We start from the raw sequence: 25,850 nt of genomic DNA, 5'->3' as shown, positions 1-25,850 counted from the left end.
CCTGCATCACATCATGAGATGTAGGCGGGAGGTGCGGCATGGAACTGCTCGGCGGCATTCAACGCATGGAAGACGCCATCCAGGCGCCGGTCAGCGACCCGGCGTGGCGCCCCACGATGAGTCGCGCGGTGGCTCAACTGAAGGCGGCGTTCGCCGAGCACGTCGAGGAGACGGAGGGGCCCGCCGGCTTATACGCCGAGGTGTTGGACGATGCGCCGCGCCTGGCGCCGTACCTCAACGACCTCGTCGGCGACCACCGCAGCGTGTGGACGGCCCTGGACGAGCTCGAGGACCGGCTGGAGGAGCGCGACCCGGCGGAGTCCGTGCGCTGGCAGGCCGACCGGCTCATCCGCGAGGTGTGGCAGCACCGGCAGCGGGGCGCGGACCTGCTGTACGAGGCGTACGAGACGGATCTCGGCGGCGAGACCTGACGGTTCGCTTACGGCCGGGCGCCGCGCGGGCAGGTGCGCAACCGCGCGCTCTACGCTCGAACGATGGGGCAGCGCGTGCTCGTCGTGGACGACGATCCGACCGTGAGCGACGTCGTGCGGCGGTATCTGGAGCGCGAGGACTTCAGCGTCCGGCTGGCCGGCGACGGCCAGGCCGCGCTCGACGCCTACCGCCAGGAACGGCCCGACCTCGTCGTGCTCGACCTCATGCTGCCCGGCATCGACGGGCTCGAGGTCTGCCGGCGCCTGCGCCGCCAGGACCCCGGGCTGCCGATCATCATGCTCACCGCGCTCGGCGAGGAGTCCGACCGCGTGCTGGGCCTCGAGATGGGCGCCGACGACTACGTCACCAAGCCGTTCTCGCCCCGCGAGCTCGCCCTGCGGGTCCAGTCCGTGCTGCGCCGCACCGCGCCCCCGCCGCCGCAGACCGGCGAGCTCGTCGACGGCGATCTGCGCGTCGACGTCGCGCGGCGCATCGTCACCCGCCGCGGGGAGGAGCTCGCGCTGACCGTGCGCGAGTTCGACCTGCTCGTGTTCCTGATGCGCAACCCGGGCCGGGTGCTGCGCCGCGCCGAGCTGCTCGAGCAGGTCTGGGGCTGGACGTTCGGCGACCAGTCCACCGTCACCGTCCACATGCGACGGCTCCGCGAGAAGATCGAGGACGATCCGGCCGAGCCCACGCGCATCCTGACGGTCTGGGGCGTCGGATACCGGTACGAATATGCGTGACGTGGTGTACACCTTCCTGCTGGCCCTGGGCGGCTCGCTCCCGGTGGGCCTCGCGGGCCTGGTGGCGCTGCGGGCGCTGCGGGGCCGCTCCGTCACCGCGCACATCGTGGTCATCCTGCTCGTCACGGTCCTCGGCGTCCTCGCCGGCATCGTGGGCGCCGCCATGCGCATGTTCATCTCCGACCACGACCTGCACGTGCTGCTCATCGTCGTGGGCACCGCGGCCACCGTGTCGCTGGCCGTCGGGCTCTGGTCCGGCCGGCGCCTGGCCCGGGCCAGCATGTGGGCGGCCGAGGCGCGGGAGCGCGAGCGCGCCGCCGAGGCCCGCCGCCGCGAGCTCGTCGCCTGGGTCTCGCACGACCTGCGCACGCCGCTGGCCGGGCTGCGGGCCATGGCCGAGGCCCTCGACGACGGCGTCGTGTCCGACCCGGAGACGGTCGCCGACTACCACCGCCGCATCAGCGCCGAGACCGACCGCATGGCCGCGCTCGTCGACGACCTGTTCGAGCTCTCCCGGATCAACGCGGGCGCGCTGCGGCTGTCGCTGGCCGACGTGCCGCTCGGCGACGTGGTCTCCGACGCCATCGCGTCTGCCACGCCGCTGGCCGCCGCCGAGGGCATCCACATCGTGGCCTCGCCGTCGTCGGGCTGGCCGGTGGTCCGCGGCTCCGTGCCGGAGCTCTCCCGGGTGGTGAACAACCTCATCCGCAACGCCATCCGCTACACCCCGCCCGACGGCACGGTCACCGTGACCGGCGGCCAGGATGCCGGGGGCGGCTGGCTGTCCGTGAGCGACACCTGCGGGGGCATACCCGAGGCCGACCTGCCGCGCGTGTTCGACGTGGCGTTCCGGGGGGCTCCGGCGCGTACACCCGGGAAGGAAGCGGGCGGGGGACTGGGCCTCGCCATCGTGCGCGGGCTCGTCGAGGCCCACCAGGGCGCGGTGGCCGTCGACAACGTGGGCGACGGCTGCCGCTTCGTGGTGCGGCTGCCCAGCGCGGACCGTCCAGCGCGTGCCGGCATGGGTCATCCGGCCGCTCCGGCGGCCGCGGGATGACGTCCGGCCGCTCCGGCGGCCGCGGGATGACGTCGCTTCGTGGTGCGGTTGCCTAGCGCAGGCCGTCCAGTGCGTGCCGGCGCGGGTCATCCGGCCGCTCCGGCGGCTGCGGGATGACGTCGCTTCGTCCTGGTGCGGTTGCCTAGCGCAGGCCGTCCAGTGCGTGCCGGCATGGGTCATCCGGCCGCTCCGGCAGCCGCGGGATGACGTCGAGGAGGACCCGCCGCAGCCGGTCGGTGTTCTCCCCGAAGACCCGGAAGACCTCCTCCTGGGTGACCCCGTGGTCGCCCTCCACCCCCGCGTCGAGGTCGGTGACCAGCGCGATCGAGGTGTAGCAGAGCGCCAGCTCGCGGGCCAGCACGGCCTCCGGGTGGCCGGTCATGTTCACCACGGCGCCGCCGATCGAGGTGTACCACCGGGACTCGGCCCGCGTGGAGAAGCGCGGCCCCTCGACGACGACCATCGTGCCGTCGCCCGCGTCGATCCCGTGCTCGGCGGCCACCTTCTTCACGACGTCGCGCCCGGTCGCGCAGTACGGGTCGGCGAAGTTCACGTGGACCGCGCCCTCGTCGTAGTACGTCTGCACCCGCCCCGACGTGCGGTCGATGAGCTGGTCGGGCACCACGAACGTGCCCGGCCCGAGCTCCGGGCGAAGCCCCCCGACCGCGCACGGGGCCAGCACCTGCGCGACGCCTATCTCCTTGAGCGCCCACAGGTTCGCCCGATAGGGAATCCGGTGCGGCGGGAACCGGTGATCCCGCCCGTGCCGCGGCAGAAATGCGGTCCGCCGCCCGTGCACCGTCGCGACCGTGATCGGGTCCGACGGTGGGCCATACGGCGTGTCGACCACGTGTTCCTCGGCGTCGTCCAGGAGTGCGTAAAGTCCCGAGCCACCGATCACGGCGACGTCCGCGAGTGAGGTCACGGAACAGACCCTAACCGGGACGCGCGGGTCAGGCTATGGTGCGAGACATGACCCTCGCACCCCGCTTCGCGAAGATCTACCCGGCGCGCCCGGTCATCGGCCGCCCGGTCGGTGATGTTTGCTGGTGGGGCTGATGTCCACGCACGGGGATCTCGGTGGGATGGAAGGACATTCGTCCGGCCAGCCGCCGACGGGCCGCGGATCCCCGCGGCCCGGTTCGTCGGGCGGCACCGGCCGAGGCACGTCGAGGAAGCGGCGAGGGAGGGCGATGGAGTCGTTGACCGGGCGCTTGCTGGTGGCGACGCCCGCGCTCCGCGACCCGAACTTCGAGCGCACCGTCGTGCTGGTGGTTGCGCACGAAGAGGGCGGCGCGCTCGGCGTCGTGCTCAACCGCGCCACGGAGGTCCAGGTGGCCGACGTCCTGGGTGGCTGGGGCGCCCTGGCCGGCGAGCCGCCGGTCGTCTTCGAGGGCGGCCCGGTCCAGCCGGAGGCGGCGATCTGCCTGGCCCGCACCCGCCCCGGCGTCGAGGACCTGGCCGGCTTCAACCGCGTCTCCGGCGCCGTCGGCACCGTGGACCTTTCAGGCGACCCCGACCTCCTGGTCGCCGGCGTCGTCGGCGTCCGCGTCTTCGCGGGTTACGCGGGCTGGTCCCCGGGCCAGTTGGAGCGCGAGATCGAGGGCGGTTCGTGGTTCGTCTTCGACGCCCTGCCGAGCGACGCGTTCGCCCCACGCCCGGACGACCTGTGGCAGATGGTGCTGCGCCGCCAGGGCGGCCTGATGGCGGCGGTTGCCCACTATCCATCCGACCCCACGCAGAACTAGAGGGGGAACCCGGTGTGAGCCCCTCCCCGGGTGTGTGTACTATTCCGTGAGTGCCCGCAAGACCGGGGCACGCGAGATGGGGCCGTGGCGCAGCTGGTAGCGCACCACACTGGCAGTGTGGGGGTCAGGGGTTCGAGTCCCCTCGGCTCCACTCATCGATAGGCGCTTCCTGCTCAAAGGCGGGGGGCGCCTTTTTCGCCTTGGCGATTCGTGGGTGCTTCGCGCTCGCTTCGCTCGCTCCAGGCGGGGGCTTTGCCACCCGCACCCCCGTGTCGGTGGTTGGGGCTCGCCCGGAGGTTGCGGGCTTTCGCTTCGTGCGGTCGGGTCATCGGTGGGCGTTTCCTGCTCAAAGGCGGGGGGCGCCTTTTTCGCCTTGGCGATTCGTGGGTGCTTCGCGCTCGCTTCGCTCGCTCCAGGCGGGGGCTTCGCCACCCGCACCCCCGTGTCGGTGGTTGGGGCTCGCCCGGAGGTTGCCGTCTTTCGCTTCGTGCGGTCGGGTCATCGGTGGGCGTTTCCTGCTCAAAGGCGGGGGGCGCCTTTTTCGCCTTGGCGATTCGTGGGTGCTTCGCGCTCGCTTCGCTCGCTCCAGGCGGGGGCTTCGCCACCCGCACCCCCGTGTCGGTGGTTGGGGCTCGCCCGGAGGTTGCGGGCTTTCGCTTTGCTGCGGTCGGGTCAGTCGCCGAAGCTACTCGTCGGAGGGCGTGCTGGGGGCATCGGCGAGGCGAAAAAGATTCAGTCGGCGGCTTTGTCAGCGGGCGGCGCCGCCAGGATGAGTCGGCGAGAAGGCGTAGGCCGTTCAGGGCGACGATGATGGTGGAGCCCTCGTGGCCGGCGACGCCGAGCGGGAGCGGCAGCTCGCCGAGCAGGTCCCAGGCGACCAGGGTGGTGATGAAGGTCCCGGCGACGACCAGGTTGGCGGTCACGAGGCGCCGGGCGCGGCGGGACAAGGCGACGAGCACCGGCAGGGCGGTGAGGTCGTCGCGGACGAGGACCGCGTCGGCGGTGGTGAGGGCGAGGTCGGAGCCGTGGCGGCCCATGGCGATGCCGAGGTCGGCAGTGGCCAGGGCGGGGGCGTCGTTCACCCCGTCGCCGACGAGCAGGACGCGGTGGCCGTCCTGCTGCAGGGCGCGGACCCGGTCGACCTTCTCCTGCGGCAGGAGCCCGGCGTGGACCTCGCGGATCCCGGCCTCGGCGGCGAGCCGGCCCGCGGCGCCCGCGTTGTCGCCGGTGAGGAGCACCGGCGACGCGCCGGTCAACGTGGCGAGCGCGGATACGGTCTCGGCGGCGGCCGGGCGGATCTGGTCGGCGAGCACCACGACGCCGATCGGGACGCCGTCGTTCAGGACCACAACGGCGGTATGACCGGCGACCTGGGCCGCGTCGACGACCTGGGCCGCGTCGACGACCTGGGCCGCGTCGACGGCCTGGGCCGTGTGGGCGGCCGGCGGGAGGCGCGTTCCGTCGGGCCGGCCGACCTCGATCCGCCGGCCGGCGACCGTGGCCGTGACGCCGCGGCCGGGCAGCGATCGGAAGTCCTGGACGCCGGGGATCGGGATGCCGCGGTCCCGGGCGGCGGCCACGATGGCGGCGGCGACCGGGTGTTCGCTGCGGCTCTCGACGGCGGCGGCCAGGCGCAGCAGGCCGTCCTCGTCGAGGCCACCGCCGGGAGCGGGATGGACGCCGACGACCTGGAGGGCGCCGGTGGTGAGGGTACCGGTCTTGTCGAAGGCGACCCGGGTCGTGTCGGCGAGCCGCTCCATCACGACGGCGGACTTGACCAGTACGCCGTGCCGGCCGGAAAGGGCGATCGCGGACAACAGCGGCGGCATGGTGGCCAGGACGACGGCGCAGGGCGACGCGACGATCATGAAGGTCATGGCGCGCAGGAGCGTGCTCTGCAGGTCGGCGCCGAACAGTAGCGGGACGGCGAACAGCAGTACCGTGGCCGCGACGACGCCGACGGAGTACCGCTGTTCGACCTTCTCGATGAACAGCTGGGTTCGGGCCTTGGTGGCCGACGCCTGCTCGACCATGGACACGATCCGGGCGATGACCGACTCGCCCGCCTCGCGGTGCACCCGGGCGGTCAGCGCGCCGGTGCCGTTGAGGGTGCCGGCGTAGACCTCGTCGCCGGCGGCTTTCGCGGCCGGGAGTGCCTCGCCGGTGATGCCGGCCTGGTCGACGTCGCTGGCCCCGTCGACGACGACGGCGTCGGCGCCGATGCGTTCCCCGGGCCGGATTCGGATCAGGTCGCCGACGTGGAGCTCGGCCACGTCGACCGTGGTCTCGGCCCCGTCGGCGTCGAGCCGCGCCGCACGCTCCGGCGCCAGGCCGAGCAGTGCGCGTACCGAATCGGCGGTCCGGGCGGTGGCGAACGCCTCGAGGGCGCCGGAGGTGGCGAAGATGACGATGAGCAGCGCCCCGTCGAAGACCTGCCCGATCGCGGCGGCGCCGATCGCGGCCACGATCATCAGCAGATCCACGTCAAGGGTGCGTTCGCGCAGCGCATGCAGCCCGGCCCGGGCGGGCTCCCAGCCGCCGGTGACGTAGCAGGCCAGATACAGCGCCCACCAGACCGGCGCGGGTGCGCCGGCCAGTTGCGCGACGCCGCCGGCCGCGAACAGGGCGGTGGCGACGGTCGCCCAGCGGATCTCGGCCAGCGCCCACAGGTGACCCGCCAGGCGGCGCGTCGCCGGCGGCGCCGCGCCGGCGACCGGTCGAGCAGGCGTTTGTGTCGTGGTCAGGGTCACGGCAAACAACCATATCTGCGTAGACATGCAGATAGCTAGGCAGATGAGCAGACAGATTCGGAGGATGCGGTTACTCTGGTCGTGTGCACACCGAGCTGCCGGACTTTCAGATGCCGAACGACGAGCAGGTGCACCTTGCTGCGGAGGGGTTCCGGCTGCTTGCCGATCCGACCCGGATCAAGATCCTCTGGGCCCTGCTGCAGGGTGAGTCGTCGGTGGCGTGCCTGGCCGAGCTCGTCGGCGCCGCCCCCACCGCGGTGAGCCAGCACCTGGCCAAGCTCCGCCTCGCCGGTCTGGTCCGCGGCCGCCGCGAGGGCACCTTCGTGCACTACTCCGCCGCCGACACCCACGTGCGCGCCCTCCTTGCGGAGGCGCTGTTCCATGCCGACCACGCCGACCGGGGACTGCCGGACCACCCCGGCGATGACTCGCTGTCCCACCGGCACGCACCGGCCGGGTGAGCGCGCCGGCCTGATGGACCGTATCGATCCGTAGCGGTGCCCCCGCGCTCCTAGGTCTTGTAGGAGTTGGTCTTGTGCCGGGGGCGGGGCGATGCGTAGGGTCGGCTACGGCCGCGCCCCGGCGCCGATCACCCCCCTCGATCGGCGTACGCGTTCGGCGCGGCGATCCCAGAAGGGGCCACCTGCAGGTGCTGTTGCGCTCTGTCGTGACCGTTTTCGCCGCGGCCGCGGTACTGCTGACCGGCGCCGGGGTGGCGCGGGCCGAACCGTCGCCGGCCGAGCTGGAAAAGCAGATCGACGACATGTGGAACCAGCTCGAGCCGATCATCGAGCAGTACAACCAGGTTCACGGCCAGCTCAAGGAGAACCAGGCCAAGGCGGCGGGGCTGCAGAAGCAGCTGCAGCCCCTGGAGGCACAGGTCGACGCGGCGATGGGGAAGATCGGCGACATCGCGGTCCGGCAGTACAAGCTGGGCCGGGTCACCACGATGCAGGTCCTGCTGTCCGGGGCCACCCCGACCGACATGATCGACCAGCTCGCGATGGTCAACGCCATCGCCCGCAGCGAACGAGCGCAGATCGCGGGCGTCGCCGCGGCCCGGGACAAGCTGGCCACTGACAAGCAGGCCCTGGACGTGCTCATCAACCAGCAGTCCGCGCAGGACGCCGACCTCGCGGCGAAGAAGGCCCAGATCGAGGGCAAGGTCGCCGAGCTGCAGAAGCTGCGCCAGCAGGCGTACGGCAGCAGCGGCGCCACCGGTGAGCTCAAGCCGGTCGCGTGCCCGGTCGACTACCTCGGAGGCCCCGGCGGCACGGCGGCGAAGAAGGCGTGCGAGCTCATCGGCAAGCCCTACGTCTGGGGCGCGACCGGTCCGAAGAGCTACGACTGCTCCGGCCTGACGCTCGCGGCCTGGGCCGCCGCCGGGGTCACGCTGCGCCACTACACCAAGTGGCAGTGGGAGGACGCCAAGGCCGTCTCCCGCGCCGACCTGCGCCCCGGCGACCTCGTGTTCTTCTACAGCGATCTGCACCACGTGGGCCTCTACGTCGGCGGCGGCTGGATGGTGCACGCCCCGACCAGCGGCGACTACGTGCGCATGGCGAAGCTCGACGGCCGGCCCATCGCCGGCTACCGCCGTCCCGGCTGATGGTTGTGCCCCGGGGCTAGGGGCAGCGCCGCTCGCCCTTCCTACTAAGAACCTTCGTTGCTGCTGTGGAGTACGCTCCGACTCATGCGTGGTTGCGCATAGGTCAAGGGTTCGGTCGCATCGTCACCCGGACTCGTCAGCAGGAAGGCCGCCGCCATGACCGCGAGTGGCACCGACCGTCACGAGGGGCACGATCACGATGAAGCTCGCGGTCCCGAGGACGACGACCACGGCGGCGGGCACGATCACGGCGGCCACGGGCACGCCGGGCACGGCCACGGGGTGTCGGCCGACGCCGACCGGCGCTGGCTGACCATTGCGCTGAGCCTCATCGGCGTCTTCATGGCCGGCGAGGTGGTCGCCGGCGTCATTGCCCGGTCCCTCGCGCTGCTCTCGGACGCCGCGCACATGCTCACCGACGCCGGGGCGATCGTCCTGGCGCTGGTGGCGATGCGCCTGGCCGCAAGGCCCCCGAAGGGCGGTTACACGTTCGGCTTGAAGCGTGCCGAGATCCTCTCCGCCCAGGCGAACGGCCTGACCATGCTCATCCTCGGGCTGTGGCTGGGCATCGAGGCGGTCCGGCGGCTGATCCACCCGCCGGAGGTGGCCGGCGGCCTGGTGCTGGGCACCGCTCTGGCCGGCATCGTGGTCAACCTCGCCGCCGCCTGGGCGATGTCCAAGGCGAACCGGTCCAGCCTCAACGTCGAGGGTGCCTTCCAGCACATCCTCAACGACCTCTTCGCCTTCATCGCCACCGCCGTTGCCGGCGTCGTCATGGTCTTCACCGGCTTCACCCGCGCCGACCCGATCGCCACGCTGATCGTGGTGATGCTCATGGTGAAGGCCGGCATCGAGCTGATTCGCGCGTCCGGCCGGATCTTCCTGGAGGCGGCGCCGACCGGGATCGACCCGCCCGCCCTGGGCGCCCGCCTGGCCGGCGTGCGCGACGTGGTCGAGGTCCACGACCTGCACGTGTGGGAGATCACCTCCGGCGAGCCGGCGCTGTCCGCGCACGTCCTTGTCGCCGAGGGCCGGGACTGTCATGCCGTGCGGGCGGCGATCGAGGGCCTGCTGCGGCGGGAGTACCGCATCGCGCACAGCACACTGCAGGTCGACCACGCCGACACCGACCCGGCGGTGTCCACCGGGGACGAGGTCGGCCTCGACGCCCCGGACCTGCACTGCGCCGACTCGCACGGCGCCTCCTACCGGCCCGGGCCCTTGTAGGTCCGTGACCGCCTTGCGACCGCCGCAGCACCGGTTGCCGGCGGGGAGGGGTGCGGGCCCCGTGAGCGACCGCGGGGCCCGCAATATCGGCGCTTCCGGTTCTCGAACCCCTGCACCTTGTGCCCTCCAGCCAACTCGGCGCCATCGTAACCCGCACGCCACGCACGGCGCCCTCCGATCAACGGACCGGCATAGTTGCCAAAAATCCCGCGTAGCAAGGGAGTGCTGCCGGACGTGCTGGGCCGGACGCGCGCTGCGCCATTGGCACGATTCGGGGAGTTGATGTACTAAGCAAAATAGTAGTTTCTTAGATGTCAGCGGCACCGATTCCCTGCATCTTGAAAGGACCACCCTCATGAGCGAGTACGGCGACTTCGACGGCGGCCACGAGCCGGGCGGCGACCTGGAGTACGGCAACTTCCAGATGGGTCACGACGCTGGTTCGCTGGACCAGTTGCACCAGGCCAGCGGGAGTGAGTCGGACTACGACTCGCAGTTCGGCGTGTACGGCGAGGACCACAGCGCGTCGGAGTCCACCGACTTCCAGACCGGCAAGCACGTCGAGTTCGACGGCGCGGACGGCAGCCACTTCGAGTCCACGGACTACACGAACTACTCCAACGACTCGCAGTCGTCGGACTCGGTGTTCGCCGCGCAGGGCAGCGAGTCGGCCCACACGGCGGATTTCTCCCAGATCGACGCGCTGCGGGCGCAGTTCGAGAACAACTTCGCCGAAGGTACCCAGTACAGCGTCGGCGGCGGCGACGCCGGCCTGTCCATCGCCGGCAACTAGTTCGCGAACGGGGCAGGGTTCGCTACAGCCGGCGTGCCCTGCTCTGGTCGGCACCGGGTGGTTCGGGACGGTTGCATCCGGTACCCAGGTACAGGCTTACCGTCGTAGGGCGGCACCGGACCGGTGCTGTTGTGCCAGTTCCGGGAGCCTGTGATGGCCTTCGGCACCGCCGACGAACCCGACGGAGACCGCGCATGAGCCTGCCCCTGCAGCCGACGCCCACCCACCACCACAAGCCGGCGCCGCCGGTGGACGACAGCCCGCCGCTGCTCTCCAAGATCAGTGGTGGGCTCGCCGCGCTGGCCTGCGCCGCGTGTTGCGGCCTGCCCCTGCTCATCGCCGCCGGGGTCCTGACCGCCGCGGGCGCCGCCGTCCTGGAGAAGACGCTGTGGGCCGTCGCGGCCGGGCTCGCCGTGGCCGCGCTCGGCATGTGGTGGCTGCACCGCCGCCGCAGCGCTCAGCGTGCCGCCGCGGCGGGCTCGAGTTGCGGCTGCGGCGGCGCGGGCTGCGGCTGCTGAACGCCCGAGGCGGCGCGGCCCTCGTCGCGGGCGCGCCGCCCCGGTGTGCTGGCATACGATCATGACGATCGTCCGGTCCATCGCCCTGTTCGTGCTGGCTGCCCTCGCCGAGATCGGCGGTGCCTGGCTCATCTGGCAGGGCGTGCGCGAACACAAAGGGCTGCTGTGGATCGGCGCAGGCATCGCCGCGCTCGGCGCCTACGGCTTCGTCGCCACGCTCCAGCCGGACGCCAACTTCGGCCGCATCCTCGCCGCGTACGGCGGCATCTTCGTCGCCGGTTCGTTGGGCTGGGCCATGGTCGTCGACAAGTTCCGGCCCGACCGCTACGACATCATCGGCGCCCTGATCTGCCTTGCCGGCGTCGCCGTCATCATGTACGCGCCTCGCACCTAGCCTGGAGCCGGTGGCCCAGGCCACCTCCGTCGGCCACCGGCCGCGCTGCCCTTGGACAGCGCTGGACTGCTTGTTGGCTAGCGCTGCAACGCCTGCGCCGGTTGGATGCGGACGGCTCGGACGGCCGGGGCGAGGCCGGCGAGCATGCCGGCGCCGGCGCTCACCGCGCAGGCCGTCCACGCGGTGGAAAGCTCGATGACCGGGATCCACCCGTTGTACATCGCCACGACGGCGACGCCCAGAATTCCCAGCACCGCGCCGACCGCGCCGCCGAGCGTGCCCTGCGCCGCGGTCTCGGTGACCAGCTGGCAGAAGATGTACCGCCGACGGGCGCCGACGGCGCGGCGCAGGCCGATCTCCGCCGTGCGCGAAGCCATGCTCGCGGTCGCGGCGTTGCCGATCGAGATCGTCCCGATGACCAGGGCCACGGCGCTGAGCCAGAGCGTGAAGCTGGTGACGCTGTGCTCGACCTCGCGCCGCAGGGTCCGCGGGTCCGGCGCCGCAAGGGCGCGCAGGTCGTCCGGCGCCTCCGGGCGGATGGCTACGGGCGCCTGCCGGCCGATGACCTGCGCCGCCCCGGCCGCGGTCTCGATGAGGATGTCCCGTTTCGGCGGCTCCTGCGGCGGCGCGAGCGACAACAGCCCCTCCGCGTCCAGGAACGGCATGATGGCGGCCGACAGCGCCTCCGGACGGCGCGCCACGTCGCGGTAAATGCCCATCACGACGTAGGAGCGCCCAGAGATGAAGACCGCGACGCCGGTGCGCGTGACGCCGAGGGTTCGTGCGGCGGTGTCGGACAGCAGCACGACGGGCGCCCGGGCGCGGTCGTGGAAGTCGTCGTACAGCCGGCCGAGCGTCAGCGTCGGGCTCATCACGCGCAACGCCGCCGCGTCGGCGCCGATCACGGTGATGCCGGCGTCGGGGGCGTGCGGGTCGAGGGTCGCCCGCATAGGTTGTTCGCCGAGCGTGACCCGCCGGCCGGCGCCGACGACGCCGTGCAGGCGGCGCAGGCGGTCCAGTGCGGCCGGGCCGGCCCAGGCCGGATCCAGGTGGTCGTCCTCGGGCTGGACGACGACCTCGGTCGCCCGTCGCAGGTCGAACGACGACGACACCTGGTGACTGAGCGTCGCGCCGAGGCCGAGGCTGGCCACGAACGCGGCGGCACCCAGGATTGTGCCGAGTACGGTCAGCAGCGACCGGCCCGGGTGCCGCAGGATCGACAGCGCCGCATCGCGCACGATGTCGCCGAGGCGCAGCCGTGGTACCGCGATCCCGAGCGCGGCGAACGCCTCGCGCCGGCGCGCCGGTCTCATGCCGACACCGACCCGTCGACGACGCGCAGGCACCGATCCGCCTCGGCGGCCACGTCGGCGTCGTGGGTCACCACGACGAGGGTCAGGCCGTCCGCGTTGAGCTCGCGCAGCAGGGCGAGCACGTTGCTGGTGTTGCCGCTGTCGAGGTTGCCGGTGGGCTCGTCGCAGAACAGCACTCGCGGGTGCCCGGCCACCGCCCGCGCAATCGCGACCCGCTGCCGCTCGCCACCGCTCATCCGGCTCGGGTCCGCGTGCATGCGGTGGGCCAGCCCCATGCGCTCCAGCGCGTCGACGGCCAGCCGTCGCCGAGCCTTGCGCCGGTGCGGCCCGTACGCCATGCCCAGCTCGACGTTCTCCACCGCGGTACGCCCGGGCAGCAGGTGGAACGCCTGGAACACGAAGCCGAACAGCTGCCCGCGGATGGCGTTGCGCAGGGCCTGGCTGCCGCCGACCGTCTCGACGCCACCGACGCGGTACGAGCCCGACGTCGGCAGGTCGAGAAGACCGAGGAGGTTCAGCAGCGTCGACTTGCCCGACCCCGACGGCCCGGTGACGGAGACGTACTCGCCCTCGGAGATCACCAGCGACGTCGGGTGCAGCGCTTTCACCGGCGGCACGTCGGGGTAGGTCCGCGCCACGCCGGCCAGGGCCAGTACCGCGCTCATCCGGCACCGCCCCGCTCGCCCACGACGACCTCGTCGCCGGCCGCGAGCCCGGTGCCGCCGTCCTGCACCTCGACCCAGCCGCCGGCGATCTTGCCCACGACGACCGTCACGTCGGTGGACCGGCCGTCCCGGACGACCGTCACGAAGGTCGTCCCGTCGGCCCGCGAGGACACCGCGGTCACCGGAACGGCCAGAACCTCCACGTCCTCGCCGGTCACCTGCACGGTGACGCGGACGCTGCGCCCGGCGGACGCGTCCAGCGGGGTGCCGGCGAACTCCAGCCGTACCGGGAACCCGCCCTGCGCGCCGTCCGCGGTCGCCGGTTGCGCGCCGACCTCGCTCACTGTCGCCTTCGCGGTCGTACCGGCGAGGTCGTCGGCGACGGTCGCGGACTGGCCCGCGTGCAGCAGCGGCTGCTGGTCCCGGGCGGCCAGGGCCTCGACGGTGGCCGCCTTGCCGTCCAGCTCGAACAGCACCGTCTTCGGGTCCTCGAGCACATCGCCGACGTGCACGCCGACGCGGCTGACCCGCCGGTCCGCCCGGTCGAGGACCAGCACGGACGCCTGGCTCAGCCCGCGGCCGGCCGGCGGCGGGTAGCCGTGGTTCTGGTAGAGCTTGACCACCGCGGCGGCGGTCGCCTCGTCGAACGTGCCGGACTTGGAGGCGTCCAGGCCGATGCGGCGCAGGGCGAGCTGCACCTGCACCACATCGGTGCCCTGCAGGCCGGGGGCGAGGTCGCGGTACAGCGGAAAGGGCAGCACGAGGGCGAACATGGGCTCGCCCGACCGCTCGAACAGCACCGTGCCTTCACTGGCCCGGGAGCCCGCCTTGGCGAACACCTTCGTGACGACGCTGCCGGACCCGACCGCCGTGTGCGGGGCGACGAGCTTGACGCTCGCACCGGGCTGGATCACCCCGCGGATCACCACCGGCTCGGTCAGCGCGCGGCGCTCGGCCCGCGCCGTGAGCAGCGAAGGCTCCGGCGGAGCGGCGTCGGCCGCGGCCTGCTGCGGCGAGCGCAGGCGCGGGCCCAGCACCACGGCCACCCCGGCGACCAGGGCGACCACCGTCACGAACACGCCGGCCAGCACCAGGGAGCGCCGGCGCGCCGCCCGGACCGCGTTGTCGGCGCTCTCGCTCATCGGCCCACCAGCTCCGCGGACCGCTTCGCCATCGCCTCGACCTGCGGGTTGAGCTCGATGAACGCGTCCTCGTTGCGCTGCACCAGGTCGGCCTGCACGTCGCGCGCCACGCGGAGCGTCTCGGCGGCGAGGCCGGTGTCCTGCCGGCAATGCCGCCACGCCACCGCGAGCGCACCCTCCTCGGCGCTGGCCTGGTATCGGCGCTCGGGCACCGGGGGCCCGACCTCGACCGTGCCGGGCCGGTTCTGGGGCTGCCACTGCTGCTCGCTGCCCTGGACCACGGCCCCGAACTTGATGCCGAACGTCCGGGGGTCCGGGTGCTTGCGGAACGCCTGTTCGTCCGCGGGGTGGTAGCCCTTCGGCTCGAGGCAGCCGAGCAGCTTCGAGCCCGTCTGCGGGTCGCTGCGGGCCTGGATCGTGGTCATCAGCGGCTCGCTGAGCTTGTTGCCGAGGTCGAAGTAGGCGAAGTACAGCTTCTCCGACGCCTTGCCCAGCTTGTCCCACGCCTCCTTGGAGCAGGTGTCCATCGCCTTGTCGTAGTTCGGGTCGTTGCTCACGACGGCCGGCGGCTGGGGCGGCTGGTCGGTGCCGAACCCGATCCGGCGGGCCTCCTCGTCCGTGGTCGGCCCGAACGTGGCCGGCGTGATGACCAGGTGGGCAAACTCGTTGGGCGGCTTGGGCAGCATGGCCTGGAGGTCCTGCGGGTACCCCGCCTGCTTGAGGCACTGGTTCCTGATCTTCTGCTGGGCGTAGTCGACCAGGCTGATGTCCTCGCCCAGGAAGATCGAGAACGGGTGCTCCGCGTCGACCTTGATCGTGTCGGCGGTCTTGCCGCCGCCCGCGTCGCCGGTGCACGCGACGAGTGCCCATCCCGTGAGCGCGAGGCCCACCATCGTGCAGAGGGCCCGCGCCGAGCCCTTGAGCTGTTTCACGATTCGGCTCCTTCGAACAAGCTTCGAACACGGCCTGTCGTGCCGGCGGCGCGTACGAGCGCCCGCCGCCGGCACGACAGTTGCCCTGACTAGCAGCGGGCGTGCGCCTGATTGGCGTGGGCGCCGTAGTTCCCCTTGTCGTTGCGGGCCACGGTCTTGTACGTGTACTGGGCGTACGTCACCTCGTTGACCGTGATCATCCGCACGGAGCACTGGGTGTCCCGGTTCCAGATGCCTTCGATCGCGTAGGCGAGCGTGAACTCGGGGTTGTTCACGGTGTTGATGAACACGTCGTCGTAGTGGTTCGGGTCGCTGTACCAGAAGTGCCGCTGGTACTGGCTGGTGACGAAGCCGTCCCAGAACTCCTGGAAGCAGATCTCCCCGGTGTTGCAGGCGGCCTTGCCGTCACCGTGGTCCGCCGCCTGGGCCGGCAGGCCCGGCAGCAGCGCGCCGGCCCCCAGCGCGGCTACCACGGCGAGCCGCAACACGTTTCGTTTCATGGATAGTCCTCACTCTTCTCGGTCCTGGGCGCCGGCACGGCCTAGCCGTTCCGCGTGACGTCTCACCGGATCGGTCAAGGGGTGGTCCGCCGGCACGGAAATCGCGCGAGGGCATCCACTGCAGATAGATGCTCCCCCACCGGATTCCGCGCGGTTCTGCGCCGCGAAAGGGTGAGGGAACATCGGCCGCACGAATATCGGGCTAATAGCTCGAGAAATGCGCGGCCGGTCCCCGTTTACGCCACTCAGGCGGCTGAGCCGGAGGGGCGATGCAATGCATCCTGCGGCCATCGATCGATCGACACAATGGCCCCGGATATCAATGTGAACAGCGTCACAGGGAAGGGTATTTCCCCTGTTCAGGGCGTTTCGCTGTCATGCCGAAAATGGTCAAGTGGTGCTGACCCGGCCACTTTCGTGACCGGGTTGAATTGCGAGTTCTGATGTATGTCAGGTGGCCGAAGGTGATGCGCTGGTGAACTGCAGCGGCAGTCCGGGCGGGCATTCCTCCAGCTTCTCGAGGTCGTAACCGGCCGCGGCGCCGCCCAGGTCGTGGAACGCCAGCCGGAAGCATGCGCTGCTCTGACCTTCGAGCAGCGTGTAGGAGGTGGAATTGGTCTCCACCACCAGCGTGAGGTCCGGCGTGCGAGTGATGACCCAGACCCAGGTCCCGGCCGCACGCGGGCGTGCGGCGAGTTCCCTGAGCGAGTCATCGTCCGGGCCGGATCGGTCGTGGGCCGCCCCGACGACGTCGTCCGCATAGCCGCGGGCGATGATCGGCAGCTCGGCCTCGGCCCGCTGATGGTTGCGGTCCATTCGCTCGTTCCTGTCCCGCAACTGCAGACCCAGCAGACAGAGGGCGCCGGCGACGCACACCACCGCCGCCAGTGCCACGACGACGAATGCCTTTCGCACGGCGCCCTCCCTGTCGATCAGTGGTAACCGATGGCCACAAGCCCGCTGGTCACGGCGTTGGCGTACTGCACATGGCCGGTGTCCTTCGGGTGGAAGCTCGACCGGCTGATGCAGACACTGAGGCGCAGCGTGTACCAGCCGAGGCATTGGTCGCTACTGGGGTCCCCGGCGGACGGCTGGAAGTCGCCCGGTCCGGTCGGCCCGACGATGGCCTCGTTGATGTACTCCGGAATGTCCGGAACGCCCGGCCCGGGCGGCATCCGGCAGGCGCCGAAGTCGCCAAACCCGGTCACCATGTCGATGTACGACACCCTACCGGGACCGCTCGTCGACGACCCTGCCCCGGTGTAGTAGGCGTTCGCCTCGCCGGCGACCTCCTGTTGCATGGTGCGCATCGTGATGGCGAGCTGGTTGATCATGTCCTGCTCGTCCGTGTTCAAGAGCGCGAGGCCGCAGCCCGTGTCGTGCTGTTGCGCGATGATCTGCGGGTAACCGACGATGACGATCCTCGCGTTCTTCGCCTTGACGTGAATCACGTCGACCAGGGTTCTGACCCTCGCCTTCGCATCCCGGATGTACTGCTCGTACTGCGCCCGCTGGCTGGTGCAGATCTGGGCCTGGGCGCAGGCGCCTATCACGTTCGGGAATTTGGCGTCGTTGCCGCCGGCCGACAGCAGGACCAGCGTCGTGTCGTCGCTCAGCACACCGGAGTTCGCCTGGTCCCGTTCGAAGAACTGTCCCTCAGCGACCTCGTGCAGGTCGCCGACGCTCGGTGCGGGCTGCGCCCAGTATGTGGGGACGTTGCCCGACATCTTGTTCGCCTTCGCTCCCGAGCACGACACGTTCTGGAAGTCGATCCGGGAGTCGAACGTGTCGGTCATGGCGCCGATGTTCAGCGTCATACCCGGCAGCTTGGTCAACCGCGGCCACGATTTCTTACTGCGCCGGCAGGCGTCCCAGTAGGTCCCGGTGTAGTCCTTGTCCGTCTCGTTGTAGTAACTGCCGGCGCCCTCGCCGGACTCGTACGAGTCGCCGATCGCCACGACGAAGTGCGCCGGTTTCTGCGGCAGCGGCACGAACGCCGCCGCGTCCCAGGCGATGTCCTGGTTCCCCTGCCCGTCCAGCGTGGCGTTGCTCAGTTCCAGGTTCTGCACGTCCGAGCCGCCGAAGCTGTAGGTGCCCAGCTGTACCCAGGTGTTCGCGGCCCGGTTGGTGGGTAGGAACCGCTCCCGGTCAGTCGCCTGACCGCCGCCGGTGTGGATGACGTAGTGCGCCTGCTGCGTCCACGCCCCGTTGTCCGGCAGGTGCACCATGACCTGGTACCACCCGTTGAGCCGGTTGGTCGGCGTCCAGGTTCCGGTCACGAGCAGGTTCGTCTTGAAGGACTGCTGCGTGTGGGCGAACCAGAAGTGCCCGCCGAAGCCGCCGCCGATCTGGTGGAAGTCCACTTTGGACGGATAGATGGTGCCGGCCGCGCTGCTGGCGGAGCCGAACTTCCACGTGAGTTTGCCGCCCTTCGCCACCGGGGTACAGCCGTCCGGTCCCAGCGGCTTGCTCGTGTCGATGTCGTCGATGATGATGGCCGTGCCCGGCAGGCCGACCACGTTGCACTGCTCGGGATAGATGTTGCTGGCGAGCGGGCGGGGTTCGACCGTTGTGTATGTGCGACGCTCCTGGCCGCACTTCACCGCGCAGTCCGGAAGCCAGCTCACCGACTGGTGCCACCAGCACACCGTGAGGTCGTTCTCCTGGCAAGGTCCGGCCGGCTCGTTCGCGTAGTCGGGGTCGGTCGACTTGTGCGGCGGCGCCGCCGGGTCGCACCGGTTCACGGTCGCCACGCAGGCGATGGTTTGTGGCGGTTGCGCCTCCACGAACGGACCCGGCTGCGTGGAGCCCTGCCACACGGCCGTGGTGTAGGTCGACTTCCACTTACCGCCGTCCGCGTAGTCCGGCAGGATCACCGAGGTGTGGGCCCAACCCATGATCCGCTCGGGGTACGACCAGTCGCTCGGGTGCTTCGCGTTGTCGTAGGGGATGTTGTCGTGGTTCTTGGGCGTCACGATCGCCTGGGTGAGGTACGGCTGGCGGTCCTTCGGATAGATCGGGTTCGCCGGGTTGTTGAGCCAGCCCAGCCCCCACTGCCCGGTCGGGTTGTGCGGCTGCGGGTCGTGCAGCCCGGTGTTGTAGGCCCACACCGCGAAGAACCAGTTCTCGATGTACGTCGGGTTGCCGTCGTTGACGGTGATGCCGTAGTCGAACAGCTGGTTCCACTTCTGCTGCAGCAGGCGCACCGAGGCGGCGATATTGGTCGCGTAGTCGATCGCGACGGCCTTCTGCGCGTCGGCCGACAGGCCGTCGGCCGCGCCGGTGTCGACCGTTCGCATGCCGGTCGTGACCTGACCGACCCCGTAGCCGCAGTCGGTGTCGCCGAAGTTGATCGAGTTCGGGTCCTGCGCCGAGTTGAGGCCGTAGAAGCCGGAGGAGGTCAGCGGGTTGCCGGAGGACCCGTCGACCACGTGCCAGCTCGCGTTGCGCAGGTTCGACTCCTGCGCGAGGATGCCCAGGAGCACCTGCGCCGGCACGTAGCCCCCGGTCCCGCCCGGCGTCTTGAGCGTGACTGACTGGAACATGTTGCCCTGCGGCGACCACGCGGGCAGCCCGGAGTGCAGCCAGTCGGCCGGCCGGCTGAAGGTCAGCTGCCCGCGAACGGCGAGGTCGGCAGCCCACTCGACCTGCTTCGCCGTCGGCTGGTACACCTGGATGGCCGGATCGTTGCGCGGGATCGCGCACGTCCGTTCGGGGTCGTACGTCACCGTCGACGAATCGATGACCGCAAGTGACCGGGGTGCGGCGGCGCCTCCCTGGGCGACGTGCACGGGCGACGGCACGGCGCCGGCGGAGCTCGCCGACGGGTCGAGCGCGAAGGTCAGATCCTTGCCGCCGACCACCTTCGCCTCGATGTGGACACGGTCGGGCCGACCGTCGACGGCCGTCCCGGCCGCCGAGCCGGCCGCCTCGGTGTGGGACGTCGCGGAGTTCACCACGAGCCGCCCGGTGCCCGACACCTCGGCGTCGGGGCTGCCGTCGACCGCGAGCCACCCGCCCGGCCGGTTCTTCTCCCACTGCGCGGACCCCGCGGCGCCGAGCGTCATGACCCGGCCGCCCGCGCCGGAGCGCAGCCGCACCTTCCCGGTCGGGGCACTGCCGACCTTCTGGAGCTTTCCGGTGGCGTACCGCTGGAAGCTGGTCCGGCTGGCGTCGGAGACCTGGAAGGCCAGCCCGTCACGACCGTCCGGCACCAACCGGTACGGCGTGCTGTCGGTCGCGGCGAGCAGCTTGGTGCGGCCGTCGCCCTGCACCTCGATCAGGCCGCGGCCGGAGGCGGCCACGATCCGGTCGCCGACGGGCAGCGCGGAGGTGAGCTCTCCCTTGGCCCGTGTGGTGTGCGACAGCTTGCCGGTCGTCGTGTCCACGACCGTGAGCCACGTCTGGGGCTGCGCTTCGGTGCCTTCGAGGCGTGACAGCACCGCCGTCTCGCCGGCGCCGCAGGCCGGGTTGTAGTAGGCGAGCGTCACGAGCTCGGGCAGCTTGGTCACCGCGCCGCTGCCGAGGTCCACGACGGCGGCGAAGGCGCCGCGGCTCATCAGCTCGCCGTGGTTGGCGAACTGGCGCGGTGCGTAGACGACCACGGCCCGGCGCTGCGATCCGGTCACGCAGTACTGACCGATCCACTGGTCGGTGTCGATGCCCGGCTCGACCAGCGTGGCGGCTGTCCGCCAGTGGTACGCGTCCTGGCGATCGGCGACCAGCAGGTGCAGGCCGGTCTCGTCGGTGGCGGTGGTGACGATGCGGTCCGCCTCGCTACGCCAGTTACGACCGAGCGCATTGTCGGGATCGGTGACGTGGTCCGGGTCGGCGGCCGGTCCCGGATCGGACGGCGGCGCCGCGCTCGTCGTGGCCGGCGGATCGGACGGCGGCGCGGCGAGGGCCGCGGCGCCCTGCAGGCCGACCGACATCAGGGTGACGACCGCGGTGAGCAATGGCGGCAGGAGCCGGCGCCGTCGTCGTCGATGGAACTGGCTGGAACCGGGCATGGTCCACCTTCCGTGAGGGGTACGGAGCCTCTTTCCGCGGGAATGCGGAAATAGGCGGGCAGGGGTATTCAGGGCAGCGGGAACCGATTCCACGACAAAGCCATCGCGGGCTGGCGTTTGCGTCAGTCGAAACCCTGCTGGAACTGGTCGGCGACCGGGTGGATCAGGTCAGCGCGGAGTGCTACCTGTTGACAACGGTGGACAGCAAGGACATGACGTTCTATCCACGATGGAATAACAGAACGGTAGACTTCGATGTCTGCCTACCGAACCGGCAATTGCCGTGAACCCATTCCTGCGGAATCCGTCAGCCCGCCGCCGGCACCTGCGCGGCGGCTGCGGCGACCGCGGTCATGTGCCGCTGCTGTCGAGCGCGTTCTCGTCGGTGACCGCGACGCCGTACCGGATGCCGCTGGGGTTGACCTTCATGCGGTCCGGCCTGGACTGGTGGGACGCTCGCCGGCGCAGCCCTCTGGCGGGACGGGCTTGCCCTGGTGGGTGAGGTCGGTCGGTGGGCGGTCCGGGTCGCCGACCCGGCCGGTCACGGCGATGTTCTGCGCGAGCGTGAGGCCTCGGGGCTGGGCTGGAGCGCGTCCACCGGAGACGTCATGGTGTTCATGCCCGGCCGGGCCGCGGTGCTGGCCGGCGGCGGGCTGGGCGCGGCGAGTCGGGCCGACGGAGGGTCGAACGGCTGCCACCCAGGCCCGTGTTCGGGCTAGGTGGGCAAGCCTGTGGCGACCAGGCATTCACCATGGTTGGTCTCCCCGTGTACGTGATCAGACTTGGCCGGCGGACGCGCGTGCCAATGCGCAGCGCCGGTGGAACCCCCGTGTGTTCGAGTGACAGGTGTCGACCCGTGCAGCCCGATCACGATTCGACAATCTACGGGCATCACTGAATTCTCGGCAACCCCCCATCGCCGGTGCGGCGAGGGCACTAGCCGTAGGGTTCGTCGTCAGCATATGCTGACGGTATGTCAGCGGCAGGCGACCTTGAGCGCGTTGTGCGCGGCGGTGACCCGGACGTCGCCCTGGAGGCGGTGGCCCGGCTTCGCCGGTTGCTGGAGCAGCTCGAGGCCGAGCACGTCGCGGCGGCGCGAAGGGCCGGGCGGTCCTGGCACGAGATCGCGTCGCGGCTCGGCGTGACCAAGCAGACCGTGCACCGCAAGTACCGTCGCATCGAGGGGGACTGATGTTTCGCGGCGATCACCTCGAGCTGGGTCGGACGATGCATCGCGCCCTCGCCATGGCGCGGGAGCTCGGCCATCCGCGTACGGGCAGCGAGCATCTGCTGCTCGCCCTCGCCGCGGCCGACCACCCCGTCGCCGCGGTGCTGGCGGGGCACGGCGCGACCGAAGCGGTGCTGCGCGAGGTGGCCGGCCGGGCCGCGCCGCTGGGGGCCGGGGCCGCCGCGGACCGCGAGACGCTCGCGCCGCTCGACATCGACGTCGACCGGCTCCTGGGACACCTGAGCCCGGCCGTGCTGGACCGGCCGCCCGCCCGTGAGCCGCTGCTGCCCTTCGGGGCGGCCAGGGTGCGCCGGCACGCCGCGGGGCTCAACCCGCCGCTCGGGCTCGACGCCCAGGCCGCGTACGAGGCGTCGCTGCGCCTGGCGCTCGCTCGTCGCGAGCGCGATCATCGCCCGGAGCACCTCGCGCTCGTGCTCGCCGCCCTCGACCCGGGCGCCGCCTGGGCGTTGCGCGCCGCCGGCGTCGATGCTCGCGACGTCCTCGCCACCCTCGCGCGCGCCTTCCCGCCGCCGCGGCGCAACGTGCTGCTGCGCGCCGATCGCCGGATCGGGCTGCGGACGCGGTGCCGCGACGTCGTCCGGCGTTACCAGCGCACGACCGGACGGGCGGTCACCTCGGCGGCGGCGATCACGACGCTCATTGCCGGCGACGCCACGCGGTAGCGGCGGCAACGTCCGACCGGCGTTTCGCTGCGAAGATGCGGCACCAGGACGAGAGCGCTCTCTCGCGTTGCGTGATCAGTTGATAATTGATCGTGATCAAAGCGTTGACGGAGTTGAGTCGGTCACATAGTCTTTCAAGGACTTCGATCGACGGGCATCACCGTCGATGCCTGTTCAGTCGGGCCTGTCACGGGGGTGTGTGCCGAATGGTATCCGCCGGCTTTGTATTGCCCGATACCGCGCATTCCCCGGTTGCTGCCGCGTTAATTTGATTCGCGGCAGTCCCTCCCGTCATCCGCCAGACCGGAAAAACACCGGAGGTGTATGTCATGGCGTCCACCGGCACCCTGATCAAAAAAACACTGTCGAGGCGCATGTTCACGCGCATCGGCGTCGGCGGCCTCGCGGCCGCCACGGCACTGGTCGCGTCCGAGGCGCCGGCCAGCGCGCTCTGCCCGTACTTCTGCTGCAACCTGGCCTACTGCCCGGGCAGTTACAGCTACTGCGTGGCCCACAAGAACTACATCTGGGGCTGCTACAGCGGGGCCCAGTTCTGCCAGTGCTGCGAGGCGAACGGCAACACGTACTCCGCCATCAAGTGCGGCTGAGCGTCGATCGGAGGAATGGACCAATGGCTAAGCACACCCCGACCGACCGCGGCTACGCGGTGATCTTCGAGAACGACGAGGGCACCAACGTCGGTGTCTGCACCGCAATCGCCAACGGCACGCCCAGCGACCTTTTCGCCGTGCACACGCGAATGGCCAGCATCAAGATCGAGGAGGGCATCACGTTCTCGACGGTCGGCAGGCTGCGCATCTCCAACCGCCCGGTGGCGGTGGTCGGCGAAGAGGACGTCGTCCACATCCGCAGCACCACGCCGGCGGCCGCGCGCAACATCGCGGTCCTGCCGTCCTGAACGGTGCACTGAATTCATGACCGTCATTCTGGTTGTCTTCACCGCCGCGATCTGTGCGATGTTGCTGCGGGCGGGCGCCGGAAAGCTCACAGTGCCGGCGCCGCTCGGGGCGGCGCTGGCCGAGCTGACCGGGCGCGCGGCCGTGCCGGCGTCCCTCGTGCGGGTCCTGGCCGTCGTCGAACTGGCGCTGGCGCTGCTGGTGCCGTTCGCCGGGCGGAGCCCGGTGGTGCCCGCCGGCGCGGCCGCGCTCGGCATCGCCTTCGCGGCCGTCGGCGTCGTCGGGCGGACCCGGCGCACGCGCAAGCCGTGCGGGTGCTTCGGCGCCACGTCGGGCGGCTCGTTCGGCGGCACGAACATCCTGGCCGGGCTCGCGCTCGTCGCGTGGGCCGGGCTCGCGTTCGCGTATCCGCTGGACGACTATCGCGCCGCCTCCCTGCTGCTGGGCCTGATCGTGGTGATCGGCGGCCTCTGCTGGAGCAACCGCAAATACATTCCGCTGTTCTTCAACGCCGTCACCGCGATCCGGAGGACCTCGTGATCGTCACCACGCTGATCGTCGTGCTGCTGGTTCTGCTCACCGTCGCAGTGGTCGTGCTGTTCGCGATGATGGGCGAGCTGGCCAACCGGACCGCGGACCACGCCGACACCGGCAGCGTCGGCGAGGGGCCCGTGCACCCGCTCGAGGAGACCCGCAGCGGCGAACTTGTGGCCGGCCTTCCGGCCACCTTCAACAAGGGCCCCGGCGTCGTCGTGATCTTCAGCACGAGCTGCCGGGCCTGCGGCGTCCTCGCCCCGGCGGCGACCGAGTTCTTCACGGACTACCCGGTCAATCTCATCGGCGTGCTGGTCACGACGGCGGGCGACGCGAACGGCGCCGACTTCGTCGCCCGGCACCGCCTGGACGCGCTGCCCGTGGTGGTCGACGTCGAAGGCAACATGGCCACGTCGGTGTTCGGCATCGCGAGCAGCCCGGCCGCGGTGGCCGTCGGCGCCGACGGCGTCATCATCGGCGGCGTGGCGTTCACGTCGTACAGCTCGCTCACGCGCTGGTTCGACGAGGTCTTCGGGCCGGTGCCCGAGCCGGTGCTCGACCCGGAGCCGATGCCGCTGCTCCAGGGCCGGAAGGCGTGATTCGCGAGATCCTGCTGACGACCGCGTTTCTCGGGTTCGTCATGCAGTACTGGAGCCCTTGAGGCCGCTCGATGGTCGGCGTGGTGGCGCCGATGCTCAGGCGGTCGCCTGGGGAAGCACACAACTTCATGCTCGGGTACCTCGCCGGGTACGTGGCCGGTGGCACGATGCTGGTGCTCGTCGCGTACGGCGTCGGCCGGCTGCTCGAGGCGGTGGTCCCGCACACCGCGCGGCTCGTCGCCCTGACCGTGGTGCTGCTCGTGCTGGGTGTGCTCGACATCGTCAACCGCACGCCCCACGCGATGCGCCAGGTGCCGCAGCGGCACGCGCGCAATGTCTCGCCGGGCTGGCGGGGCGTCGTGTGGTCGTTCGACCTCGCGCTGCTGTTCACCACCCGCAAGACCACGTCGCTGGTGTGGGCCGCGCTCGCCACGCTCGTCCTGCTCGACCCGGGCGCCGCGCTGTGGTTCCTGCTCATCATGGTGGTCGTGTCGGTGGGCCAGCTGGTGGTCGGCACCTACCTGGATCACCTCATGACCACGAAGAACATCGGCGGGGAGCTGCTGTTCATCCGCCTGTCCAGGGTCGTCGCAGGGGGAGTGATGGTGTGCCTGGCAACCGTCCTGACCGTCTGGTGACCAGCGCCGCCGACCGGTGTCAGCTCGACCCGGCCGGCGGCGTCCTGGTCGTCACCCGCTTCGACTGCGACACGCTGTTCCGGCTGGTGTACATGCGGCTCGTACACCTCGTCCTGAGCCGCCGGGTCAGCCGGGCGCTCGGCGAGACGCTGCTGTTCGTGTCCACGTTCACGGAGGTGCGCACGAGGCGGGTGATCAGCGTGACCGCGTTCGGCCGCGTCGAGGACCTCTACCGGATGGGCACCGTCGGCGACCACATCCGGGGCGCGAAGCTCGTGGCCCGCAAGCGCTTCCGCACCAGCGCCGGCATCTTCCCCTACGGCGGCGACTGGCGGCGCGTCATGTTCGACTCCGCCGTGCACTCACCGTCGCCGCTGCAGGACTACGGGGTTTGAAGGTTCGACGCGCTGCTGCGG

28 protein-coding genes and 1 tRNA gene are annotated in these 25,850 nt (G+C 71.0%); 20 read left to right on the top strand and 9 right to left on the bottom strand.

Annotation, left to right across the window (positions count from 1 at the left end; genetic code table 11):
* The first annotated feature begins 38 nt into the window (after positions 1 to 38).
* From ACQEVU_RS45365 to ACQEVU_RS45355, 3 genes are all read left to right on the top strand, one after another.
* The gene (locus ACQEVU_RS45365; RefSeq protein ID WP_433335723.1) at positions 39 to 431 is read left to right on the top strand and encodes a hemerythrin domain-containing protein; all 393 of its coding nucleotides are present in this window, start codon (positions 39 to 41) and stop codon (positions 429 to 431) included.
* A gap of 63 nt (positions 432 to 494) precedes the next feature.
* A complete protein-coding gene (locus tag ACQEVU_RS45360) occupies positions 495 to 1,178 on the top strand; it encodes a response regulator transcription factor (protein ID WP_433335721.1) in 684 nt (227 codons plus the stop codon).
* A complete protein-coding gene (locus tag ACQEVU_RS45355; protein ID WP_433335719.1) occupies positions 1,171 to 2,235 on the top strand; it encodes a sensor histidine kinase in 1,065 nt (354 codons plus the stop codon). Before ACQEVU_RS45360 ends, ACQEVU_RS45355 begins: the two co-directional genes overlap by 8 nt.
* A gap of 142 nt (positions 2,236 to 2,377) precedes the next feature.
* Here the strand turns inward: ACQEVU_RS45355 and ACQEVU_RS45350 are convergent, their stop codons facing one another.
* A complete protein-coding gene (locus ACQEVU_RS45350) occupies positions 2,378 to 3,160 on the bottom strand; it encodes an S-methyl-5'-thioadenosine phosphorylase (RefSeq protein WP_433335717.1) in 783 nt (260 codons plus the stop codon).
* 268 nt (positions 3,161 to 3,428) lie between these two features.
* On the opposite strand from ACQEVU_RS45350, the gene ACQEVU_RS45345 reads away from it, so the two are divergent.
* Complete coding sequence (locus ACQEVU_RS45345) at positions 3,429 to 3,983, top strand: YqgE/AlgH family protein (RefSeq protein WP_345134984.1); 555 nt, start codon at positions 3,429 to 3,431, stop codon at positions 3,981 to 3,983.
* 78 nt (positions 3,984 to 4,061) lie between these two features.
* Positions 4,062 to 4,134, top strand: a tRNA-Ala gene (locus ACQEVU_RS45340).
* A gap of 22 nt (positions 4,135 to 4,156) precedes the next feature.
* On the opposite strand, the gene ACQEVU_RS45335 is transcribed toward ACQEVU_RS45340, so the two are convergent.
* The gene (locus ACQEVU_RS45335) at positions 4,157 to 6,733 is read right to left on the bottom strand and encodes a heavy metal translocating P-type ATPase (RefSeq protein ID WP_433335714.1); all 2,577 of its coding nucleotides are present in this window, start codon (positions 6,731 to 6,733) and stop codon (positions 4,157 to 4,159) included.
* An 83-nt stretch (positions 6,734 to 6,816) separates the two neighbouring features.
* Here ACQEVU_RS45335 and ACQEVU_RS45330 point away from each other — a divergent pair, with 83 nt between their 5' ends.
* The 6 genes from ACQEVU_RS45330 (at position 6,817) to ACQEVU_RS45305 (ending at position 11,274) form a co-directional block, all read left to right on the top strand.
* On the top strand, positions 6,817 to 7,194 hold the full coding sequence (locus ACQEVU_RS45330) for an ArsR/SmtB family transcription factor (protein ID WP_433335712.1): 378 nt from the start codon (positions 6,817 to 6,819) through the stop codon (positions 7,192 to 7,194).
* Between the two features lie 206 nt (positions 7,195 to 7,400).
* Positions 7,401 to 8,342 carry an NlpC/P60 family protein gene (locus ACQEVU_RS45325; protein ID WP_433335710.1) on the top strand — a complete coding sequence of 314 codons (942 nt, stop codon included), beginning with the start codon at positions 7,401 to 7,403 and terminating at the stop codon, positions 8,340 to 8,342.
* Between the two features lie 156 nt (positions 8,343 to 8,498).
* Positions 8,499 to 9,569, top strand: coding sequence for a cation diffusion facilitator family transporter (locus ACQEVU_RS45320; protein WP_433335708.1), 1,071 nt, complete (start codon positions 8,499 to 8,501; stop codon positions 9,567 to 9,569).
* Between the two features lie 355 nt (positions 9,570 to 9,924).
* The gene (locus ACQEVU_RS45315) at positions 9,925 to 10,362 is read left to right on the top strand and encodes a hypothetical protein (protein ID WP_433335706.1); all 438 of its coding nucleotides are present in this window, start codon (positions 9,925 to 9,927) and stop codon (positions 10,360 to 10,362) included.
* A 194-nt stretch (positions 10,363 to 10,556) separates the two neighbouring features.
* Positions 10,557 to 10,880 carry a hypothetical protein gene (locus tag ACQEVU_RS45310; RefSeq protein WP_433335704.1) on the top strand — a complete coding sequence of 108 codons (324 nt, stop codon included), beginning with the start codon at positions 10,557 to 10,559 and terminating at the stop codon, positions 10,878 to 10,880.
* Positions 10,881 to 10,941: 61 nt separating this feature from the next.
* The gene (locus tag ACQEVU_RS45305; protein ID WP_433335702.1) at positions 10,942 to 11,274 is read left to right on the top strand and encodes a YnfA family protein; all 333 of its coding nucleotides are present in this window, start codon (positions 10,942 to 10,944) and stop codon (positions 11,272 to 11,274) included.
* 77 nt (positions 11,275 to 11,351) lie between these two features.
* Here the strand turns inward: ACQEVU_RS45305 and ACQEVU_RS45300 are convergent, their stop codons facing one another.
* From ACQEVU_RS45300 to ACQEVU_RS45270, 7 genes are all read right to left on the bottom strand, one after another.
* Positions 11,352 to 12,587 (bottom strand): ABC transporter permease, encoded by a 1,236-nt coding sequence (locus ACQEVU_RS45300; RefSeq protein WP_433335700.1) that lies wholly within the window; start codon positions 12,585 to 12,587, stop codon positions 11,352 to 11,354.
* A complete protein-coding gene (locus ACQEVU_RS45295; protein WP_433335698.1) occupies positions 12,584 to 13,252 on the bottom strand; it encodes an ABC transporter ATP-binding protein in 669 nt (222 codons plus the stop codon). Before ACQEVU_RS45295 ends, ACQEVU_RS45300 begins: the two co-directional genes overlap by 4 nt.
* Positions 13,249 to 14,394: a hypothetical protein gene (locus tag ACQEVU_RS45290; protein ID WP_433335696.1), complete on the bottom strand. Its 1,146-nt coding sequence runs from the start codon at positions 14,392 to 14,394 to the stop codon at positions 13,249 to 13,251. The genes ACQEVU_RS45295 and ACQEVU_RS45290 overlap by 4 nt, the downstream gene beginning before the upstream one ends.
* A complete protein-coding gene (locus ACQEVU_RS45285) occupies positions 14,391 to 15,326 on the bottom strand; it encodes a hypothetical protein (protein WP_433335694.1) in 936 nt (311 codons plus the stop codon). Before ACQEVU_RS45285 ends, ACQEVU_RS45290 begins: the two co-directional genes overlap by 4 nt.
* An 89-nt stretch (positions 15,327 to 15,415) precedes the next feature.
* On the bottom strand, positions 15,416 to 15,826 hold the full coding sequence (locus ACQEVU_RS45280; RefSeq protein ID WP_433335692.1) for a hypothetical protein: 411 nt from the start codon (positions 15,824 to 15,826) through the stop codon (positions 15,416 to 15,418).
* Positions 15,827 to 16,276: 450 nt separating this feature from the next.
* A complete protein-coding gene (locus ACQEVU_RS45275) occupies positions 16,277 to 16,720 on the bottom strand; it encodes a hypothetical protein (protein ID WP_433335690.1) in 444 nt (147 codons plus the stop codon).
* A gap of 38 nt (positions 16,721 to 16,758) precedes the next feature.
* Positions 16,759 to 20,835, bottom strand: a complete 4,077-nt coding sequence (locus ACQEVU_RS45270; protein WP_433335688.1) for an SGNH/GDSL hydrolase family protein — start codon at positions 20,833 to 20,835, stop codon at positions 16,759 to 16,761.
* A 494-nt stretch (positions 20,836 to 21,329) separates the two neighbouring features.
* Here ACQEVU_RS45270 and ACQEVU_RS45265 point away from each other — a divergent pair, with 494 nt between their 5' ends.
* The 9 genes from ACQEVU_RS45265 (at position 21,330) to ACQEVU_RS45225 (ending at position 25,829) form a co-directional block, all read left to right on the top strand.
* A complete protein-coding gene (locus ACQEVU_RS45265) occupies positions 21,330 to 21,554 on the top strand; it encodes a hypothetical protein (protein ID WP_433335686.1) in 225 nt (74 codons plus the stop codon).
* Between the two features lie 254 nt (positions 21,555 to 21,808).
* Positions 21,809 to 22,027, top strand: a complete 219-nt coding sequence (locus ACQEVU_RS45260; RefSeq protein WP_433335684.1) for an ECF-type sigma factor — start codon at positions 21,809 to 21,811, stop codon at positions 22,025 to 22,027.
* Between the two features lie 35 nt (positions 22,028 to 22,062).
* Positions 22,063 to 22,746: a Clp protease N-terminal domain-containing protein gene (locus tag ACQEVU_RS45255; RefSeq protein WP_433335682.1), complete on the top strand. Its 684-nt coding sequence runs from the start codon at positions 22,063 to 22,065 to the stop codon at positions 22,744 to 22,746.
* A 374-nt stretch (positions 22,747 to 23,120) separates the two neighbouring features.
* Positions 23,121 to 23,354: a hypothetical protein gene (locus tag ACQEVU_RS45250; RefSeq protein WP_433335680.1), complete on the top strand. Its 234-nt coding sequence runs from the start codon at positions 23,121 to 23,123 to the stop codon at positions 23,352 to 23,354.
* 23 nt (positions 23,355 to 23,377) lie between these two features.
* Complete coding sequence (locus ACQEVU_RS45245) at positions 23,378 to 23,665, top strand: hypothetical protein (protein WP_433335678.1); 288 nt, start codon at positions 23,378 to 23,380, stop codon at positions 23,663 to 23,665.
* A 16-nt stretch (positions 23,666 to 23,681) separates the two neighbouring features.
* A complete protein-coding gene (locus tag ACQEVU_RS45240; RefSeq protein ID WP_433335676.1) occupies positions 23,682 to 24,203 on the top strand; it encodes a MauE/DoxX family redox-associated membrane protein in 522 nt (173 codons plus the stop codon).
* Positions 24,200 to 24,796: a hypothetical protein gene (locus tag ACQEVU_RS45235; RefSeq protein WP_433335674.1), complete on the top strand. Its 597-nt coding sequence runs from the start codon at positions 24,200 to 24,202 to the stop codon at positions 24,794 to 24,796. The genes ACQEVU_RS45240 and ACQEVU_RS45235 overlap by 4 nt, the downstream gene beginning before the upstream one ends.
* A 128-nt stretch (positions 24,797 to 24,924) precedes the next feature.
* Positions 24,925 to 25,434, top strand: a complete 510-nt coding sequence (locus tag ACQEVU_RS45230) for a hypothetical protein (RefSeq protein WP_433335672.1) — start codon at positions 24,925 to 24,927, stop codon at positions 25,432 to 25,434.
* Positions 25,431 to 25,829, top strand: coding sequence for a hypothetical protein (locus tag ACQEVU_RS45225; protein WP_433335670.1), 399 nt, complete (start codon positions 25,431 to 25,433; stop codon positions 25,827 to 25,829). The genes ACQEVU_RS45230 and ACQEVU_RS45225 overlap by 4 nt, the downstream gene beginning before the upstream one ends.
* Positions 25,830 to 25,850: the final 21 nt, after the last annotated feature.

Source organism: Dactylosporangium sp. CA-139066, from assembly GCF_050936175.1.
In the GTDB taxonomy this organism is placed as follows: domain Bacteria; phylum Actinomycetota; class Actinomycetes; order Mycobacteriales; family Micromonosporaceae; genus Dactylosporangium.
This window is presented reverse-complemented; position numbering and strand designations above follow the sequence as displayed.

What these genes read in the sequence shown, in the direction of transcription:
- ACQEVU_RS45260 (WP_433335684.1), top strand. Translation starts at nt 21,809, where the DNA reads ATGTCAGCGGCAGGCGACCTTGAGCGCGTTGTGCGCGGCGGTGACCCG.
- ACQEVU_RS45240 (WP_433335676.1), top strand. Translation starts at nt 23,682, where the DNA reads ATGACCGTCATTCTGGTTGTCTTCACCGCCGCGATCTGTGCGATGTTG.
- ACQEVU_RS45295 (WP_433335698.1), bottom strand. Translation starts at nt 13,252, where the DNA reads ATGAGCGCGGTACTGGCCCTGGCCGGCGTGGCGCGGACCTACCCCGAC.
- ACQEVU_RS45245 (WP_433335678.1), top strand. Translation starts at nt 23,378, where the DNA reads ATGGCTAAGCACACCCCGACCGACCGCGGCTACGCGGTGATCTTCGAG.
- ACQEVU_RS45230 (WP_433335672.1), top strand. Translation starts at nt 24,925, where the DNA reads ATGCTCGGGTACCTCGCCGGGTACGTGGCCGGTGGCACGATGCTGGTG.
- ACQEVU_RS45290 (WP_433335696.1), bottom strand. Translation starts at nt 14,394, where the DNA reads ATGAGCGAGAGCGCCGACAACGCGGTCCGGGCGGCGCGCCGGCGCTCC.
- ACQEVU_RS45270 (WP_433335688.1), bottom strand. Translation starts at nt 20,835, where the DNA reads ATGCCCGGTTCCAGCCAGTTCCATCGACGACGACGGCGCCGGCTCCTG.
- ACQEVU_RS45355 (WP_433335719.1), top strand. Translation starts at nt 1,171, where the DNA reads ATGCGTGACGTGGTGTACACCTTCCTGCTGGCCCTGGGCGGCTCGCTC.
- ACQEVU_RS45250 (WP_433335680.1), top strand. Translation starts at nt 23,121, where the DNA reads ATGTTCACGCGCATCGGCGTCGGCGGCCTCGCGGCCGCCACGGCACTG.
- ACQEVU_RS45305 (WP_433335702.1), top strand. Translation starts at nt 10,942, where the DNA reads ATGACGATCGTCCGGTCCATCGCCCTGTTCGTGCTGGCTGCCCTCGCC.
- ACQEVU_RS45280 (WP_433335692.1), bottom strand. Translation starts at nt 15,826, where the DNA reads ATGAAACGAAACGTGTTGCGGCTCGCCGTGGTAGCCGCGCTGGGGGCC.
- ACQEVU_RS45300 (WP_433335700.1), bottom strand. Translation starts at nt 12,587, where the DNA reads ATGAGACCGGCGCGCCGGCGCGAGGCGTTCGCCGCGCTCGGGATCGCG.
- ACQEVU_RS45345 (WP_345134984.1), top strand. Translation starts at nt 3,429, where the DNA reads ATGGAGTCGTTGACCGGGCGCTTGCTGGTGGCGACGCCCGCGCTCCGC.
- ACQEVU_RS45320 (WP_433335708.1), top strand. Translation starts at nt 8,499, where the DNA reads ATGACCGCGAGTGGCACCGACCGTCACGAGGGGCACGATCACGATGAA.
- ACQEVU_RS45255 (WP_433335682.1), top strand. Translation starts at nt 22,063, where the DNA reads ATGCATCGCGCCCTCGCCATGGCGCGGGAGCTCGGCCATCCGCGTACG.
- ACQEVU_RS45315 (WP_433335706.1), top strand. Translation starts at nt 9,925, where the DNA reads ATGAGCGAGTACGGCGACTTCGACGGCGGCCACGAGCCGGGCGGCGAC.
- ACQEVU_RS45365 (WP_433335723.1), top strand. Translation starts at nt 39, where the DNA reads ATGGAACTGCTCGGCGGCATTCAACGCATGGAAGACGCCATCCAGGCG.
- ACQEVU_RS45360 (WP_433335721.1), top strand. Translation starts at nt 495, where the DNA reads ATGGGGCAGCGCGTGCTCGTCGTGGACGACGATCCGACCGTGAGCGAC.
- ACQEVU_RS45310 (WP_433335704.1), top strand. Translation starts at nt 10,557, where the DNA reads ATGAGCCTGCCCCTGCAGCCGACGCCCACCCACCACCACAAGCCGGCG.